The following is a 15,447-nucleotide window of genomic DNA, read 5'->3' as shown; positions in this document are numbered from 1 at the left end:
CAGTCTGAAAAGCGAAGGCCGCGTCTTCGGACGCGGCCTTTTCTTTTGTCTGCAGGGTTGTCGCCGGCCTTGTCAGTCCGCGTGTGAGGCCGCGATCTGGCGGAACCTCTCTTCGATCGAGAGAAACGCGTCGACGACATCGGGGTCGAACTGCGTGCCCCGGCCCTTGCGGATCTCCCCGACCGCGTCCTCGTGCGGCATCGCGGCCTTGTACACCCGCTGCGAGATCATTGCGTCATAAGCGTCGGCAATCGACATCAGGCGGCCGGCGACGGGGATGTCCTTGCCGGCGAGACCCTGGGGATATCCCGAGCCGTCCCACCGTTCATGGTGGGTGAGGGCGATCTCGCGCGCGACCCGGAGGAAGCTCTTCTCGTCGCCGCCGCCGGCCACGGCCTCCGCCTTCGCCAGAGCGTCATGCCCCAGAACCGCGTGCGACTTCATGATCTCGAACTCCTCGGGTGTCAGGCGTCCGGGTTTCAGCAGCACCGCGTCCGGAACGCCGACCTTGCCGATATCGTGCAACGGCGCCGACCGGTGCATCAACTCGATCATTTCCGTCGTCAGGGCATCCCTGAAAGCCGGGTGATGGCGCAGCTCTTCGGCAAGGACCTTCACATAGTCCTGGGTGCGCCGGATATGGTTTCCGGTTTCCGTATCCCGTGTTTCCGCGAGCGAGGCGAGCGCGACAATCGTGGCGTCGCGGATTGCCCGGATATCGTCTGTGCGCTGGCGGACCTCGGCCTCGAGGTAGCTGTTCTGATCGCGCAGAAGATCGGCCGCCCGTTTCAACTGAAGATGATTGCGGACCCGGGCGAGCACGATCGGCGGGCTGATAGGCTTGGAGATGTAATCCACCGCCCCGAGTTCGAGGCCCTGGTACTCGTCCTCCTGATCGCTGCGCGCGGTCAGAAAGACAACCGGGATATCGATGGTGCCGGGGGCGGCCTTCAACCGGCGGCAGACTTCGTACCCGTCCATTTCCGGCATCATCACGTCGAGCAGAATGAGATCCGGTCGCGGTTCGGACGCCGCGATCGCGAGCGCCCGCGTCCCGCTATTTGCGATCTTGACCTTGTAGGTGTCCTTCAGGAGACCGTTCATGAGGGTCAGATTTTCCGGAGTGTCGTCGACCACGAGGATCGTTTTCTGGCTTCGGGGTTCGAATGTCATGCGGTGCCGCCTTCCGGAGCGGTAAGCTGGGTGTTTGCGCAGATCCTGTGCGCCCGTTCGAGATCGAAACTGTTTATTGCCTCGGAGAGTTCCGTGAAGGTCGAGACGTCGAAAAACGGGCGCAGGAGGCCTCTTTTGACCGTGAACAGTTCCTGCGCGTCGGCGTTGTCGTCGACAAGGAGAGAGATCAAGTCGCCGAGGACCTCTCGTCCTTCCTCGGTGGCCTCGCTTTCCGCGTCGACCTCGGATTCCGGGTTCTCAAGATCGGTCGAGGCAAGAGATTCGAGTACCGGGGCGAGGACGTTCACGAACCGGTCGAGCAGGACGCCGAGTTCGGTGCGGGAGGTACGAAGCCGGATCGCCTGTTCGACGGCGCCGGCGCTTTCGGACACGGCCATGGCCCCGATATTCGCGGCGACGGATCGTGCCGTGTGCGCTTCGAGCTCCGCGGTCGCGTAATCCTCCACTGCGAGCGCCTCCGCGATCCGTGCCGCGACGGTCGACTGCCCGTCGAGAAAACGCCGCAGCAATCCGAGATACCGCTTCTTGTCGCCCAGGACCCGTCCGAGGCCGGAGGCGACATCGATACTGTCATGCAGGCGGAATTCGGCCGCGGCGGAGAGCATTTCATCGCTTGGACGGATGTCTTCCGGAGCGGGCGCTGCGATCTTGAGGTGGGCCGCCAGGACCGCGCAAAGCCGGTCCGGATCGATCGGTTTGGCGACATGGTCGTCCATCCCCGCCTCAAGACAGCGTTCGCGATCTCCGCTCAAGGCATTTGCCGTCATGGCAATGATCGGAAGTTCCAGCTCGGGGTAGCGGCGGCGAATTTCCCGGGTCGCGGTATAACCGTCCATGACCGGCATCTGCACATCCATCAGGACGGCGTCGAACTGCCGTTGCTCCAGACGGTCGAGTGCCTCCGCCCCGTTCTCGGCGACCTCCGTATCGGCGCCGAAGGAGCGCAACAGACCGATCGCAACGTCCCGGTTCAGCGGATTGTCCTCCACGACCAGAATGCGCTGCTTTCCGAGGAAGGTCGTGGAGGGCTGTTCGGTGCCGCCCTGCCGCGTGATATCGAACCCTCCGGTCTCCGGGCCGAGGACCCGGAGGGCTGAGTTCAGCAATTGCGAGGGGTTCAGAGGCTTGACGAGGACCTCGTCGATCTCGGCGTCGGCCGCAGCCTTCATGACATCGTCGCGGCCATAAGCTGTCGCAAGCACGAACCCGGGAACCTCTCCCGGTGGGCTCTCCTCGCGTATCCTCCGGATCGTCTCGATACCGTCCAGGCCCGGCATGCGCCAGTCTGCGAAGACGAGGTCGTAGCGGCTCCCCTGGCGGACCCGGTCGATCGCCGCCTGCCCGTTGTCGACGCTGTCGACTTCGAAGGACATGGAGCGCAGCATTTCACAGAGCGCCTGGTTCGCGGACGCATTGTCCTCGATGACCAGCACCCGGCGCCCGCGGAGATCTGGATTCGACGGGCGTTGGACACCGGTGCGGTCGCCTAACCGGAGCTCAAGGTCGAGCCAGAATGTGCTGCCCTTGCCGGGTTCGCTTTCGAGACCGACCCTGCCCCCCATCAGATGGGCGAGCCGCTCCGAGATGGCGAGCCCGAGTCCGGTGCCGCCGAACTTGCGGGTCGTCGATTCGTCGGCCTGCTGGAACGAGCGGAAGAGTTTCTGCTGCTGCTCCGGCGTGATTCCGATACCGGTATCGCGCACCAGAAACTTGAGGTGTCCGGTCTCCTCCGTCCGTCGCAACAGCTTGACGGAGATACAGACCTCTCCCGCCTCGGTGAATTTGACGGCATTGCTGGCAAAATTGATCAGGATCTGGCTGAGCCGGAGCGGGTCGCCGCGAAAGTCCCTCGGAATGTCGGTCGGAATGTCGAAGATCAGCTCGATATTCTTTTCCGCGCTGTGCTCGGAGACCACGGAGGAAATGCTCTCCAGGATCTCGTCGAGCTCGAAATTTGTTTCTTCCAGAATCAGCTCGCCCGCCTCGACCTTGGAGAAGTCGAGGATATCGTTGATGATTCTGAGAAGGTGTTTGCCGGATTGCTGGATCTTGCCGACATACCCCGCCTGGAGGCGGTTGAGCCCGGTTTTCTGCAACAGGTGCGCCATCCCGATGATGGGATTGAGCGGGGTGCGGATCTCGTGGCTCATGTTCGCGAGAAACAGGGACTTGGCCTTGTTGGCGGCCTCGGCCTCCTCACGTGCTTTGACCAGCTCGGCGTGGTTCCGCTTGCGTTCGGTAATGTCGTGCAGGATCCCGATGAAGAGCGTGCGGCCCTCGAGCCTGGCGTCGCTGATCGCAAGTTCGAGCGGCACCGTCGAGCCGTCCTTGCGCAATCCGGTGACTTCCCGGCCGACCCCGATGATGCTCTTTTTACCGATCGTCAGAAAATCGGCGAGATGGCCGTCGTGCTTGTCGGCTTCTTCTTTCGGCATCATGGAAGAGATGTTCCGGCCCTGCGCCTCGTCGGTCTGATAGCCGAAAATCCGTTCCGCTCCCGGCGACCAGTGCAGGATCGTTCCGCGTTCGTCGATGGTTACGATGGCGGCGTCGACATTGTCCATGATCGCCTGCAGCCGAGCGTGATCGGCGCGGGCCTGCTGTTCCAACATGGTCCGCCGATCGACCTCGTCCCGCAGCACGCTTGCGGTCTCGAACTGACGTCCGGCGAAGGCAGCGGCAAGGGTGGCGGCACCGAAGCAGGCCACGAGAAGGGTGATGATGACCGCCATCGTCGTTGGCGCGAAAGTGTCGATCGGACCGAGTACACTCACGATCGGGAAGAAGAGCGCTGCCTGCATTGCGATGTAGTGCATCCCTGCGACGCTGCATCCCATGACGATTGCCGCCACAGGAACGGCGAGACGGTGGAGAGGCCGGATGTTTCTGAGCAGGAACAGGATGCTGAGAGACACGAAGGCCAGCACCACGGCGACGAGAACCGAAAGTGCGACCATGGGAATGTCGTAGAGCAGCACGGCATCGAGCCGCATGGCCGCCATTCCGGCGTAATGCATGGCACCGATGCCCCCGCCCTGCAGGACGGCTCCGATCGTGAGTCCGCCGAGCGTGATCCGGTCGCCGCGGCTGATCACGAGGAGCGAGACCGTGCTCGCGAGCATCCCGGGAATCATCGAAACGAGGGTGATCAGCGGATCGTAGCTGATACCGCAGGGTAACGAGAAGGCGAGCATGCCGACGAAGTGCATGCCCCAGATGCCGCCGCCCATGCAGCCGCCGCCGGCAACCAGCCAGGCTGCGCGCGCGCTATTGCTGCGCGCGGCGGCGATGCGCGCCGACGTGGAAAGGGCGACGACGGCCGCCAGGATCGCGATGAACACCGACAGCGCGACCAGTCCGACATTGTAGGTGCCGGGCAGGGAAGCCGCCGGTTCGAAGGCCTCGCGAACTGGGGAGAAAAAGCGGTCCAGGTAGAAGTTCATCCAGCTTCAGCCGACGGTCATGCCCTCCATTGGGCGGAAATGCGGAATGGGTTCCCGAGCAAAGAGACCCTGAGGTTCGATGAATAGCAGCGAACCGCTAACAGAGCGTTAGCAGGCTGTCGCAAAAAATGATCCTGATTAGAAAAAATCCGACAATGAAACATCTGCGGTTTCCACGAGCTCGGCAGCACGTCCCGGACATTTTTGCCGTTGGCAAGGTAGTGTCCTTCGGCTACCCAGAAGCCGGACATCAATCTGGGTGGGCGATTATCATGACGGACCTGACACGCGACGCGGTGCTTGGCTTTATCGGCGGTAGCGGGATCTACGAGATCGACGGGCTGACCAACACGCGCTGGGAGACGGTCGAGTCGCCCTTCGGCACGCCGTCGGACCAGCTCCTGTTCGGCGAGCTCGATGGCCAGAAGCTGGTCTTCCTGCCGCGTCACGGCCGCGGCCACAAGCTGAACCCGTCCGGCATCAACTACCGCGCCAATATCGACGCGATGAAACGGGCCGGCGTCACCGACATCGTCTCGCTCAGCGCCGTCGGCTCCCTCAAGGAGGAATACGCGCCGGGTCATTTCGTGCTGATCGACCAGTTCATCGACCGCACCTTCGCGCGCGAGAAGACCTTCTTTACCAACGGCTGCGCCGCGCATGTCTCCTTCAGTCATCCGGTCTCGGCGCGGATCCAGGCGGCGCTGGCGGCGGCCTGCGAGGAGATCGGCCTGCCCTACAGTGTCAACGGGACCTATATCTGCATGGAAGGCCCGCAATTCTCGACCTTTGCCGAGAGCACGCTCTACCGGTCCTGGGGCTGCGACGTGATCGGCATGACCAACATGCCGGAGGCCAAGCTCGCCCGCGAGGCGGAGATCCCCTATGCCACCGTCGCCATGGTCACCGACTATGACTGCTGGCATCCGGACCATGACAGCGTGACGGTCGAGCAGGTGATCAAGGTGCTGACCGGCAATGCCGAGAAGGCGCGCAACCTCGTGCGCACCGTCGCGCCGATGCTGGCGAAGCGCCCGGAGGTGGACGAGCAGGGCGGCGACAACGCGCTGCAATTCGCCCTGATCACCCATCCGGACGCGCGCGATCCGGCCGTTGTCGCCAAGCTCGACGCGGTCGCCGGGCGGGTGCTGAAGGGCTGATCGCGTCCCGGCGCGCGGCGCGGGTGGTGCTCCCGTCAATCGCGGGCTAAGATACCCGCGTCATGGCACGGACCTCACATCCATCCCCGTCGCGCCTCGGCGGGGTGGTGAATATCGGCACGGCACGGCTGGAGAACCTCTACCGCAAGGTCACGAAGGGGCAGCCGGAGAGCCCGCGCTCGCTCCATGTCAAAAGCATTCTTGCCATGCAGAACGGCCGTCATGCCGAAGCGGCGCAGCTGATCGGCATGGCCGCGGTGCTCGACCCGTCTGACGCCGATCATCAGCGCCAGCTCGGCACGACCTGTTTCGAGGCCGGCTGGCTGGAGCCTGCCGCGACGGCCCTCAACCGCTCGATCTATCTCAGGCCAGACGACCCCGATCCCTGGTTCACCCTCGGCCAGGTGTTCGACGCCGCCGGCAACCGCGACCATGCCCGCACCTGCTACGAGCAGTGCCTCGCCCTCAACCCGCGCTTCCACGACGCCCGCATCGCGATGGCGGAGCAGGATCTGGGGTAGGGGTTCTTTCGCTTTTTCAGTTTGTGCAAGTGGGGACCCAGAGAACGTAGAGCGGTGACCTGGATCCCTAGGTCCCAGATTTCGCGGGAATGACAACCGTGTCGAGCTACCCCAACCGTTCCCGGATTTCGTCGTGATGGGCGAAGATCTCGCTGGCGCCGGCGTTCCGCAGACGCTCGGGCAGGGCTTCTTCCCCGGGCGCGTCGCCGGTATAACCCCAAACCGTCATTCCGGCCGCGCGGGCTCCCAGCACGCCGTTGACGCTATCCTCGATCACCAGGCAGCTTCGAGGCGGAACATTCAATCCCTCGGCCGCATGCAGGAAGATGTCGGGAGCGGGCTTGGCTTTCTCGACATGGTCGCTGGAGACCACATGCGGGTCGAAGTAGGAAATAAGGCCGGTCATCTCCAGTTTGGACCGCAGGGCGCGATGTCCGCTTGAGGAGGCGACGGCGCGTGGCTGCGAGAGACCGTTGAGCAGCTCGGCGACGCCGGCCATCGCACTCAATTGTTCTTCGAACGCTGCCCAGACCGCATTGGAGAGCCGCGTAGAGAAACTATCGGGCAGTTTGGTTGCGAAGGCCGCTTCATGGTCGTTTGATAGCGCGGCGAGAAAATCTGGCCAGGACCGCCCTTTCATCCGGTGAATATAATCGCCGCGCTCGTAGACCAATCCGAGTTCCGCGAGATGTTCGAGTTCGAGGGCAACGTGGATCGATTCAGAATTCACCAGAACGCCGTCGCAGTCGAAGATGATGGCCGAGAACATGATACCGATACCTCACAGGAAGCGGGCTACGATTTAGCCGATGCGCAAGTCCCTGTCACCGTCGGGTGTGTCTTCCGGCATTGTCCAGACCGACGTCATCCCGGTGGAGGCCGGGACCCAGGGAGCGCGGAGTGCGGCCCGTCTTCCTTCTGGGCCCCGGCATGCGCCGGGGTGACGATTGTGAAAATTATCCCAACCGTTCCCGGATCTCGTCGTGATGGGCGAAGATCTCGCTGGCCCCGGCGTCCCTGAGCATCTCCGGCAGGTCCGCGTCGCCGCCGCCTTCCCCGATATAGCCCCAGGAAGTCATGCCGGCCTTGGTCGCGGCCGTGACGCCGGTGGTGCTGTCCTCGATGACGAGGCAATCGGAGGGCGCCGCGCCCAGCCGTTCCGCAGCCAGCAGGAACATGTCCGGCGCGGGCTTGCCGCGCGCGACATGGTCGAGCGAGACGAGATGCGGGTCGAAATGCTTCAGCAGGCCGGTGTGGCGCAGCTTGCGCTCCAGCGAGGCGGCCCCGCTGTTGGAGGCGACGGCCTTGGGCAGCCTCAAAGTGGAGAGCAGGGCGGCGATGCCCTCCGTCGGGGTCAGCGCGCGTTTGTATTCGGCCCAGGTCTCGTCCTTGATGCTGTCGAAGCAGCCTTCCGGGAGCGGGTTGCCGAATTTCTGCTGGTACTCCTCTTCGACCAGCGCCGAAAACTGCGGCCAGGCCTTGCCTTTGAAGCGCTTGCTGTAGGCCTCCGGCTCGTATTTCAGGCCGAGCTCGGCCAAACGCCGGAGGTAGAAGGCGCGCAGGATCGACTCGGAATTGATGAGGACGCCGTCGCAGTCGAAGATGATGGCCGAGAACATGGGAGTCCGGTGCAGGAAGAGGCGGGTAACATGATTTAGGAGCTTATGCCGGAAATGTCACCGGTGCGGGCACGTTTTCACGAAACCACAACAACCGTCACCCCGGCGGAGGCCGGGGCCCAGAGGAAGACAGAGAACGCTCTATGATCCCCGGGTCCCGGCCTGCGCCGGGATGACGATGCAGAAAAGGCCTACATCGAGACCGGCTTCACGTTTTCCCGCATCCAGGCGGCGAGGCCGGTGAGGTCCTGGTCCCGGTGGAGCTGGCCGACGAGCTGGACACCGACCGGCATGCCGGAGATGGCCATCAGGGGCAGCGTGATCGCGGGCGCGCCGAGGGCCGAGGTCGCCGCGTTGAAGGCCGGCAGACCGGTCTGGTGCGTGATCCCCGGCTCGCCAGTGCTCCCCGAGCCGTCGAACGGCGGTGCGATACCGACCGAGGAGAGGGTAATGCAGCCGTCCGCGAAAGGCGCCAGCGCCTTGAAGCGGGTCCGCATCCGCTCGCGCTGGTCGAGCGCGGCCCGGTAGTCCGCGAGGCTCATGTCCTCGGCAAGGGCGAGGCGCTGCTGCAGGCTCTCGCTCATCAGGCTGCGGTCCTTCTCGGCGAGATTGCGCAGGGACCAGCGCAGCTCCCAGCAGCAGATGTCGCGGGCGAGCTTCAGGCTTTCCGCCATCGCCACCTCGCAGGCATCGATGGTCGGGCTGTCGGCCCGGGTGAGGATCTGGATATCCTGCCGCCGGAGTTGGTCCAGGATCTTCTCGAAGGCGGCGCGGCTGGTGCCGTCCAGCATCTCCCAGCCTTCGGTCTGCAGCAGGATGAGGTGGGTCGGCTTCTTCGGTCCGGAGGGCACTTCCTCGCCGTAGAGGCCGGGATAGCCCGCGTCGCCGCCCGCCGTTGCGGCGATCTGGTAGGCCACCGCCCACATGTCCTCGAGCGCGCCCGCATGCACGCCGATATGGCTCTGGCTGAGGGTGCCCGCGCGCTCGCCCCGGTTCAGCGCGCCGAGCGTCGGCTTGATCGCGTAATTGCCGCAGAAGCTGGCGGGACGGATCACCGAACCGACGACCTGCGAGCCGATGGTGGCAGGCACCATGCCGGCGCCGATCGCCGCGGCCGAGCCGCTTGAGGAACCGCCGGGCGTGCGGTCGGGATTGAACGGGTTCCGGGTCGGGCCGGGATGCGAGAAGCCGAGCTCCGTCGTCACCGTTTTGCCGAGGATCACCGCGCCGGACATGCGCAGGCCGTAGACGAGGGCGCTGTCGGCATGGGTCTCGTTGCCCTTGTACAGCGGACTGCCCATCTCGGTCGGCATGTCCTTCGTCATGAAGAGATCCTTGATGCCGATCGGCATGCCGTCGACGGGGGAAAGCTGCCTGCCGGCCTTGTAGCGGGCGCTGGCTTCGTCAGCGGCCTTGCGGGCGCCCTCGTGATTGAGCGTGACCCAGGCCTGGACGTCCGGCTCGCGCGCCTCGATCACCTCGAGACAGCGCTCCAGATAGGCGCGCGGACTGTCGCTTCCGTCCCGGAAGGCCGGGACCGCGTCGTGGAACGTCAGCAGTTTCTGACTCGCCGGATCGTAGCTGCCGCTGGTCGCGGTCTGCTGGCGGTTGGCAACACTCATGCTTATGTTTCCCCCTGTCGTTTTTTATCGTTGGGTTCTTTTGAATTACTTAGGTGCGCATGGACCTCCTGACCACTTTGATCGCGCTTGCCGCCGCAGCCCTGGTTTTCGCGTTCGCACGCCTCCAGGACCGCAAGGAGCGGCTTCCAGGGAATGTTACCCTGATCCCTTATACGATGATCCAGATTTTCGCCGTCGTCACCTGCCTCGTGCTCGCGGCGCATCTGGTGACCCTGCTCTCGGGCGTGCCGTTCAAGGGGCGGTTCGCGGGATGAGGCGGCTTGGTGTCGGCGGGCTTCAGGCTTCGCCGGATGCCGCCCGATCTTCCGGCTCCAGATATCCAAGCTCAGAAAGCACTGGTTCCGCCGCCTCGATCGCTGCGGCCTGTTCCGTTTCCGTCAGCTCCGCGCGCCAGCCGCCGACGACGCCCTGGCGGTAGTGCGACCTGGCATCCGTCTCGCCGCGCTTGCGGCCGCCGGAGAGGCTCTCGAAGCTGGCTTTCTGGACCGCCGCCGCGACCGTCTCCGCATCGTCCGGCGCGCCGAGGAAGCGGAACAGCTTCGCCGCGGTATTTTCCGCGTCCGCATGCAGATCCTCGTAGCGCACCTCCATGAAGGCGTGCCCCTCGGCGAGCTTGCGGGCCTCCAGGATCCGGTTGCGCCACTGCTCGCAATAGGAGGGGATGTAGTCCTCGCGCGAAATGTGCCGGACCAGTTTCGTATTGAAGCGGATATAGCCCGAGACCGCGCCGTCCCTCGGATCGCGGATCACATGGATGACGCGGGCTTCGGGATAAATCTGCCAGAGACGGCGGAGGCTGGTGATGTTGTCCGGCGTCTTCTCGCCGACCGTGACCAGATCGGCGACATCCTTGTCCCCGAGATTGGCGCCGGCGAGGGACGCGAAGGAGGCTTTGAAGATCGGCCCCATATGCATCCCCACCAGACCGTTCACGCCGGGACCCCAGGTGTCGACCAGGTCGTGGCGACGCTGGCTGTAGCTCTTCAGCATCTCGTAGAGATTGGGGATCAGATCCTCGAAGAAGCGCGACTCGCCCATGCAGAGTACGTTCGGATGGGCGTTCAGCAATTGCTGCATCCAGGTGGTCCCGGAGCGCGGCATGCCGCCGACAAAGAAGACCGGGAGTTCCAGCAGACGGGCATGGACCGCGTCGAACGGATCGGGCATTCAGTCGTCCTCGAAGGATGCGGGACCGGCGCCTTCGGCCACGGACCCGCTCACATGTGTTTCGCGGGCCGCAATCTAGACCAGGTCAGCGTCCCCGGAAAACCGGCTTTCGCTTTTCCATGAAAGCGGTCCGTCCCTCGACATAATCCTCGCTCTCCATGCATTTCAGCACCAGCGCGTCGCAGGCGGCCGCGTCCTGGTCCTCTTCGGGTTTTTCCAGCTCGATCAGCGCCCGTTTCGCCGTGTGGATGGCGAGCGGGGCGTTCTCGGAGATGCGGGACAGCAGATCCTCGACATGGGCGTCGAGCTCGGCTTCCGGCAGGACCCGGTTGACCAGCCCCATCATCACTGCCTCCGCCGCGGTGAACTGTCGGGCGGTGTAGAAGATCTCGGCCGCGAAGGCGGGGCCGACGAGGGTGCGCAGGCGGCGGATGCCATCCATCGCATAGCCGATACCGAGCTTGGCCGCCGGCACCGAGAAGCGCGATTTCTCCGAGCAGATCCGGATGTCGCACTCGATCGCGATGGCGAGGCCACCGCCGATGCAGAAACCGTTGATCCGCGCGATTGTCGGCTTCTCGAGCGCCCGCATCACCTGCTGGAAACGGGCGACGGCGCGGTCATAGGTCTCCACCGCCTCCCGGCTCGCCCGTTCGTCGCCGAACTTGGAGATGTCCGCGCCGGCGACGAAGGCCTCGCTGCCCGCACCGGTCAGCAGGATGGCGCGGACATTGTCGTCGCGCCCGAAGGCCTCCAGCAATTCGGCGCCATGGGTCCACATCTCCAGCGACATAGCGTTGTGGCGGGCCGGATTGTTGAAGATCAGGCGGGCGATGCCGTTCTTGAACTCGGTCAGGATAGGCTGCGGGGCGCTTGCGGGCATGGTTCTGCTTTCGGTTCGGCTCAGCTCAGATGACCTGCTTGTCGCGCAGGACCTTGATCTCCTCGGCGCTCATGCCGAGTTCGCCGAGGATTTCGTCCGTGTGCTCGCCGTAGGAGGGCGGCGCGGCGACGAACTTGCTCGGTGTGCGGGAGAGGGTGATCGGCTGGGCGACGAGGTCGATATCGCCGAGCTCCTTCGAATGCACGGTCTGCTGCATGCCGAGATGCTTCACCTGCGGGTCGGCGAAGGTCTGGTCGATATTGTAGATCGGCCCGGCAGGCACGCCTTCCTTGTTGAAGAGATCGACCCAGTGCTTGGTGCTCTCCGTCACGAGCACGTCCTGGATGATGGCGTTGAGCGTGTCGCGGTTTTCCGAGCGCTTGGGTCCGGTGTCGTAATCCTCGTTCGTGGGCAGGTCCGGGCGGCCGATGGCCTCGCAGAAGCGGGTCCAGATCTTCTCGCCCGAGACGGCGATGTTCATGTAGCCGTCGCTGGTCTTGAAGACGCCGGTTGGGATGCTGGTCGGGTGGTTGTTGCCGGCCTGCTTGGCGACCTCGCCGCTCATGGTCCAGCGCGAAGCCTGGAAGTCGAGCATGAAGATCTGCGCCTGCAGGAGTGAGGTATGGACCCACTGGCCCTTGCCGGACTGCTCACGCTCGAGCAGCGCCAGCATGATGCCCTGGGAGGCGAAGATACCGGCCGTCAGGTCCGCAACCGGGATGCCGACACGCATCGGGCCCTCGCCGGGGGCGCCGGTGATCGACATCAGCCCGCCCATGCCCTGCGCGATCTGGTCGAAGCCCGGACGCTTGGCATAGGGGCCGTCCTGGCCGAAACCGGAGATCGAGGCATAGACGAGGCCCGGATTGTCCTTCGCCAGGGTCTCGTAATCGATGCCGAGGCGCTGTTTCACGTCGGGGCGGAAGTTCTCCACGATGACGTCGGCGGTTTTCGCCATCTTTTTCAGGATGGCGAGGCCTTCGGGATCCTTCAGGTTCAGCGTCATCGCCCGCTTGTTGCGGTGCAGGTTCTGGAAATCGGAACCCTCGCGCGCGCCGCCGAGTTGGTTTCCGGCCTCCATCGCCTCGGGCAGTTCGATCTTGATGACGTTGGCGCCCCAGTCGGCGAGCTGGCGCACGCAGGTCGGACCGGAACGGACCCGCGTCAGGTCGAGGACCGTGAAGCGGGAGAGGGCGGCGGAGGCGTGGATCGCGGGCAAATTACTTCTCCCTTGAAGAGTTTTTTTTATATCTGAACCATGCGCAGGCGAAAGGAAACGGCCTTTGGCGACGGGGTTTCGTGATTGGCTGGAAAAAATACACCGACAGATCTCGAAATCGCCATATCGGGTTCCTATATTTTTCATATACCGGCAGTCCCCGGTAAACCGGCTTGGCGGAGGTTCCGTCAAGAACTGGTCCCCTTCTCCGACTCTTTGACGGGTCGGGAACTTGAAAAGCGGCGCCGCATTCCCCCCTCCCCCAGACCGGCGCCGCTTTCTTTGCGCGAAATCCGGATTTTGCTCGCGGCGCCCTGACGCGTTGAGGCGCGGCGCGACCTCCCCTATTGTGAGCCCGCCCCGCCGCTGGGGCAGGGGCGAGGATGTTGCTTTCATGGAAACTTTCGGCGATCACCGCTTCGAGGGCGAAGCCCTGCGCTGCCGCAGGGGCGGGCGCCTGGTCTTCGACCGGCTCGATTTCAGTCTGGCGTCGGGCGGTGCGCTGATCCTCCGCGGACTGAACGGCAGCGGCAAGTCGAGCCTGCTGCGCGTCATGGCCACCCTGGTGCGTCCGGAGGCGGGCGCCATGTTCTGGGACGACGCGCCGGTCCGGGACGACCCGGCGGGGCATGCCGCGCGGCTGCATTATGTCGGCCATGCCGATGCCGCGAAGCCGGCCATGACGGCCGAGGAGCTCCTGACTTTCTGGCGCGAGATGCGCGGCGGCACGGGCCGTTCCGTCGGAGAGGCCCTGGAGCGGTTCGGGATCTCCCACCGCGCCGACTTTCCGGCGCGTTATCTCTCTTCCGGGCAGAAACGCCGCCTCGCGCTCGCCCGTCTGCTGGTCAGCGAGGCGCCGCTCTGGATCCTCGACGAGCCGACGGTCGGGCTCGATGCCGACGGTGTCGAAGCGCTCGAGCAGGCGATCGCGACGCATCGGGCGCGCGGCGGCATGATCGTCGCCGCCACCCACATCCGCTTCGAGACAGGGGACGGCGTGGCGGAACTCGATCTCTCCGCCTTCGCGCCCGGGCCGGTGGACCTCGACGCGGCCGGAGATTTGCTCTGCGTCGCGATCTGAGGCTCTCATGAACGCATTTCTCGCCATCGTCCGCCGCGATCTCTCGCTCGCCCTCCGCCAGGGCAGCGATGCCGCCATGGCGCTGATGTTCTTCGTCATCGTGGTCACCCTGTTTCCGCTCGGCGTCGGGCCGGAGCCCGGCGTGCTGGAGCGGATCTCCGCCGGCATCGTCTGGGTCGCGGCGCTGCTCGCCGCAATGCTCTCGCTCGACCGGATGTTCCAGTCCGACTATGACGACGGCACGCTGGAGCTGATGCTGCTGGCGCCGGCGCCGCTGGAACTGCTGGTGCTCGGCAAGTGTCTCGCGCACTGGCTTACCACGGGGCTGCCGATGCTGCTGATCGCGCCGTTGCTTGGCTTGTTCATGAACATGCAGGCGGACGCTTTTCCGGTCCTGCTCGCCACCATGGCGCTCGGCACGCCGGTCCTCAGCCTGCTCGGCGGGATCGGCGCCGCCCTTGTGCTCGGCGCGCGCAGGGCGGGTGCGCTGGTCGCGCTGCTGGTGCTGCCGCTCACGATCCCGCTGCTGATCTTTGGGGTTTCGGCGATCGAGGCGGCGGTCACAGGGCAATCGTCGAAGGCGCAGCTGCTGATCATCGGGGCCATGCTGCTCGCCACTTTGCCGCTCGCGCCCTGGGCGACGGCGGCCGCCTTGCGACAGGCTGTCAGTTGAGTTTTCCCGCCCTTTGGTGTTCAACGGACGAAACGGTCCAACAAGACCGGCAACGGGAGATCATGCGCGGATGAACTGGTTCCACTGGTTTGCAAACCCGGCGCGCTTCATGCGCCTCGCGGCGCGCCTGCAGCCCTGGATCATGCTGCTCGGTCTCGCGACCGGGGCCGCCGGGCTCTATTACGGCCTTTTCGACTCGCCGCCGGATTACCAGCAGGGCGAAACGGTGCGGATCATGTATGTCCATGTCCCGGCGGCCTGGATGGCGATGTTCGTCTACACGATGATGGCGTTGGCGGCGGCCAGCTTCCTGATCTGGAAACATCCCCTCGCCGATGTCGCGGCGCAGGCGGCGGCGCCGATCGGTGCCGGCTTCACGCTGATGGCGTTGGTCACCGGATCGCTCTGGGGGCAGCCGATGTGGGGCACCTGGTGGGTCTGGGATGCACGCCTCACCTCTGTGCTGATCCTGTTCTTCCTCTATCTCGGCTATATCGCGCTGGTGAACGCCTTCGACGATCCGGAGCGCGGCTCGAAGGCCGGCGCGATCCTGCTGCTGGTCGGCGCGGTGAACATTCCGATCATTAAGTTCTCGGTCGACTGGTGGAACACGCTGCACCAGCCGGCGAGCGTGGCGCGCATGGACGGACCGGCGATCGATCCCTCGATGCTTCTGCCTCTGATGCTGATGGCTGCCGCATTTAAGCTCTATTTCCTCTATCTGCTGATCGTGCGGATGCGGGGCGAGCTGACGGCGCGCCGGATCCGGCTGCTGCGTCTTTCGGACCCGGTATGAGGCGCGACGCAAAGTCGCCTTGAACCGGCGGCGTTCAGACTAAATGAT

At 64.6% G+C, this 15,447-nt stretch carries 14 protein-coding genes; 6 read left to right on the top strand and 8 right to left on the bottom strand.

Going from position 1 to position 15,447, the window contains the following annotated elements; genetic code table 11:
- Positions 1-72: 72 nt before the first annotated feature.
- Both IG122_RS11210 and IG122_RS11205 read right to left on the bottom strand, forming a co-directional pair.
- Entirely contained in the window at positions 73-1,173 is a 1,101-nt protein-coding gene (locus tag IG122_RS11210; RefSeq protein ID WP_193183506.1) for a response regulator, read from the bottom strand.
- The gene (locus IG122_RS11205; protein WP_193183504.1) at positions 1,170-4,637 is read right to left on the bottom strand and encodes a response regulator; all 3,468 of its coding nucleotides are present in this window, start codon (positions 4,635-4,637) and stop codon (positions 1,170-1,172) included. The genes IG122_RS11210 and IG122_RS11205 overlap by 4 nt, the downstream gene beginning before the upstream one ends.
- Before the next feature lie 272 nt (positions 4,638-4,909).
- Between IG122_RS11205 and IG122_RS11200 the strand changes: the two genes are divergently transcribed.
- Both IG122_RS11200 and IG122_RS11195 read left to right on the top strand, forming a co-directional pair.
- On the top strand, positions 4,910-5,797 hold the full coding sequence (locus tag IG122_RS11200; RefSeq protein ID WP_193183502.1) for an S-methyl-5'-thioadenosine phosphorylase: 888 nt from the start codon (positions 4,910-4,912) through the stop codon (positions 5,795-5,797).
- A 62-nt stretch (positions 5,798-5,859) separates the two neighbouring features.
- A complete protein-coding gene (locus IG122_RS11195; RefSeq protein WP_193183500.1) occupies positions 5,860-6,318 on the top strand; it encodes a tetratricopeptide repeat protein in 459 nt (152 codons plus the stop codon).
- 106 nt (positions 6,319-6,424) lie between these two features.
- Here the strand turns inward: IG122_RS11195 and IG122_RS11190 are convergent, their stop codons facing one another.
- From IG122_RS11190 to IG122_RS11180, 3 genes are all read right to left on the bottom strand, one after another.
- Entirely contained in the window at positions 6,425-7,087 is a 663-nt protein-coding gene (locus IG122_RS11190) for an HAD family hydrolase (RefSeq protein WP_193183497.1), read from the bottom strand.
- Positions 7,088-7,274: 187 nt separating this feature from the next.
- Complete coding sequence (locus IG122_RS11185) at positions 7,275-7,937, bottom strand: HAD family hydrolase (protein WP_193183495.1); 663 nt, start codon at positions 7,935-7,937, stop codon at positions 7,275-7,277.
- Between the two features lie 191 nt (positions 7,938-8,128).
- Positions 8,129-9,559: an amidase gene (locus tag IG122_RS11180; RefSeq protein ID WP_193183493.1), complete on the bottom strand. Its 1,431-nt coding sequence runs from the start codon at positions 9,557-9,559 to the stop codon at positions 8,129-8,131.
- Positions 9,560-9,612: 53 nt separating this feature from the next.
- Between IG122_RS11180 and IG122_RS11175 the strand changes: the two genes are divergently transcribed.
- Positions 9,613-9,834, top strand: coding sequence for a hypothetical protein (locus tag IG122_RS11175; protein ID WP_193183491.1), 222 nt, complete (start codon positions 9,613-9,615; stop codon positions 9,832-9,834).
- A gap of 22 nt (positions 9,835-9,856) precedes the next feature.
- On the opposite strand, the gene IG122_RS11170 is transcribed toward IG122_RS11175, so the two are convergent.
- The 3 genes from IG122_RS11170 to IG122_RS11160 all read right to left on the bottom strand — a co-directional run bounded on the left by IG122_RS11170 (position 9,857) and on the right by IG122_RS11160 (position 12,849).
- A complete protein-coding gene (locus IG122_RS11170; protein ID WP_193183489.1) occupies positions 9,857-10,747 on the bottom strand; it encodes a sulfotransferase family protein in 891 nt (296 codons plus the stop codon).
- An 85-nt stretch (positions 10,748-10,832) separates the two neighbouring features.
- Complete coding sequence (locus IG122_RS11165; RefSeq protein ID WP_193183487.1) at positions 10,833-11,630, bottom strand: enoyl-CoA hydratase; 798 nt, start codon at positions 11,628-11,630, stop codon at positions 10,833-10,835.
- Positions 11,631-11,655: 25 nt separating this feature from the next.
- Positions 11,656-12,849 (bottom strand): CaiB/BaiF CoA transferase family protein, encoded by a 1,194-nt coding sequence (locus IG122_RS11160; RefSeq protein ID WP_193183486.1) that lies wholly within the window; start codon positions 12,847-12,849, stop codon positions 11,656-11,658.
- Positions 12,850-13,243: 394 nt separating this feature from the next.
- Here IG122_RS11160 and ccmA point away from each other — a divergent pair, with 394 nt between their 5' ends.
- The 3 genes from ccmA to IG122_RS11145 all read left to right on the top strand — a co-directional run bounded on the left by ccmA (position 13,244) and on the right by IG122_RS11145 (position 15,399).
- Positions 13,244-13,930 carry a heme ABC exporter ATP-binding protein CcmA gene (ccmA, locus tag IG122_RS11155; protein WP_193183484.1) on the top strand — a complete coding sequence of 229 codons (687 nt, stop codon included), beginning with the start codon at positions 13,244-13,246 and terminating at the stop codon, positions 13,928-13,930.
- Positions 13,931-13,937: 7 nt separating this feature from the next.
- On the top strand, positions 13,938-14,603 hold the full coding sequence (ccmB, locus tag IG122_RS11150; RefSeq protein ID WP_193183482.1) for a heme exporter protein CcmB: 666 nt from the start codon (positions 13,938-13,940) through the stop codon (positions 14,601-14,603).
- Positions 14,604-14,673: 70 nt separating this feature from the next.
- Positions 14,674-15,399, top strand: coding sequence for a heme ABC transporter permease (locus tag IG122_RS11145; protein WP_193183480.1), 726 nt, complete (start codon positions 14,674-14,676; stop codon positions 15,397-15,399).
- The last annotated feature ends 48 nt before the right edge of the window (positions 15,400-15,447 follow it).

Origin of the sequence: Nisaea sediminum (assembly GCF_014904705.1) — a bacterium.
Classification (GTDB): domain Bacteria; phylum Pseudomonadota; class Alphaproteobacteria; order Thalassobaculales; family Thalassobaculaceae; genus Nisaea; species Nisaea sediminum.
Note: the sequence above shows the minus strand (reverse complement) of the source record. Positions and strands in the feature narration are given on the sequence as shown.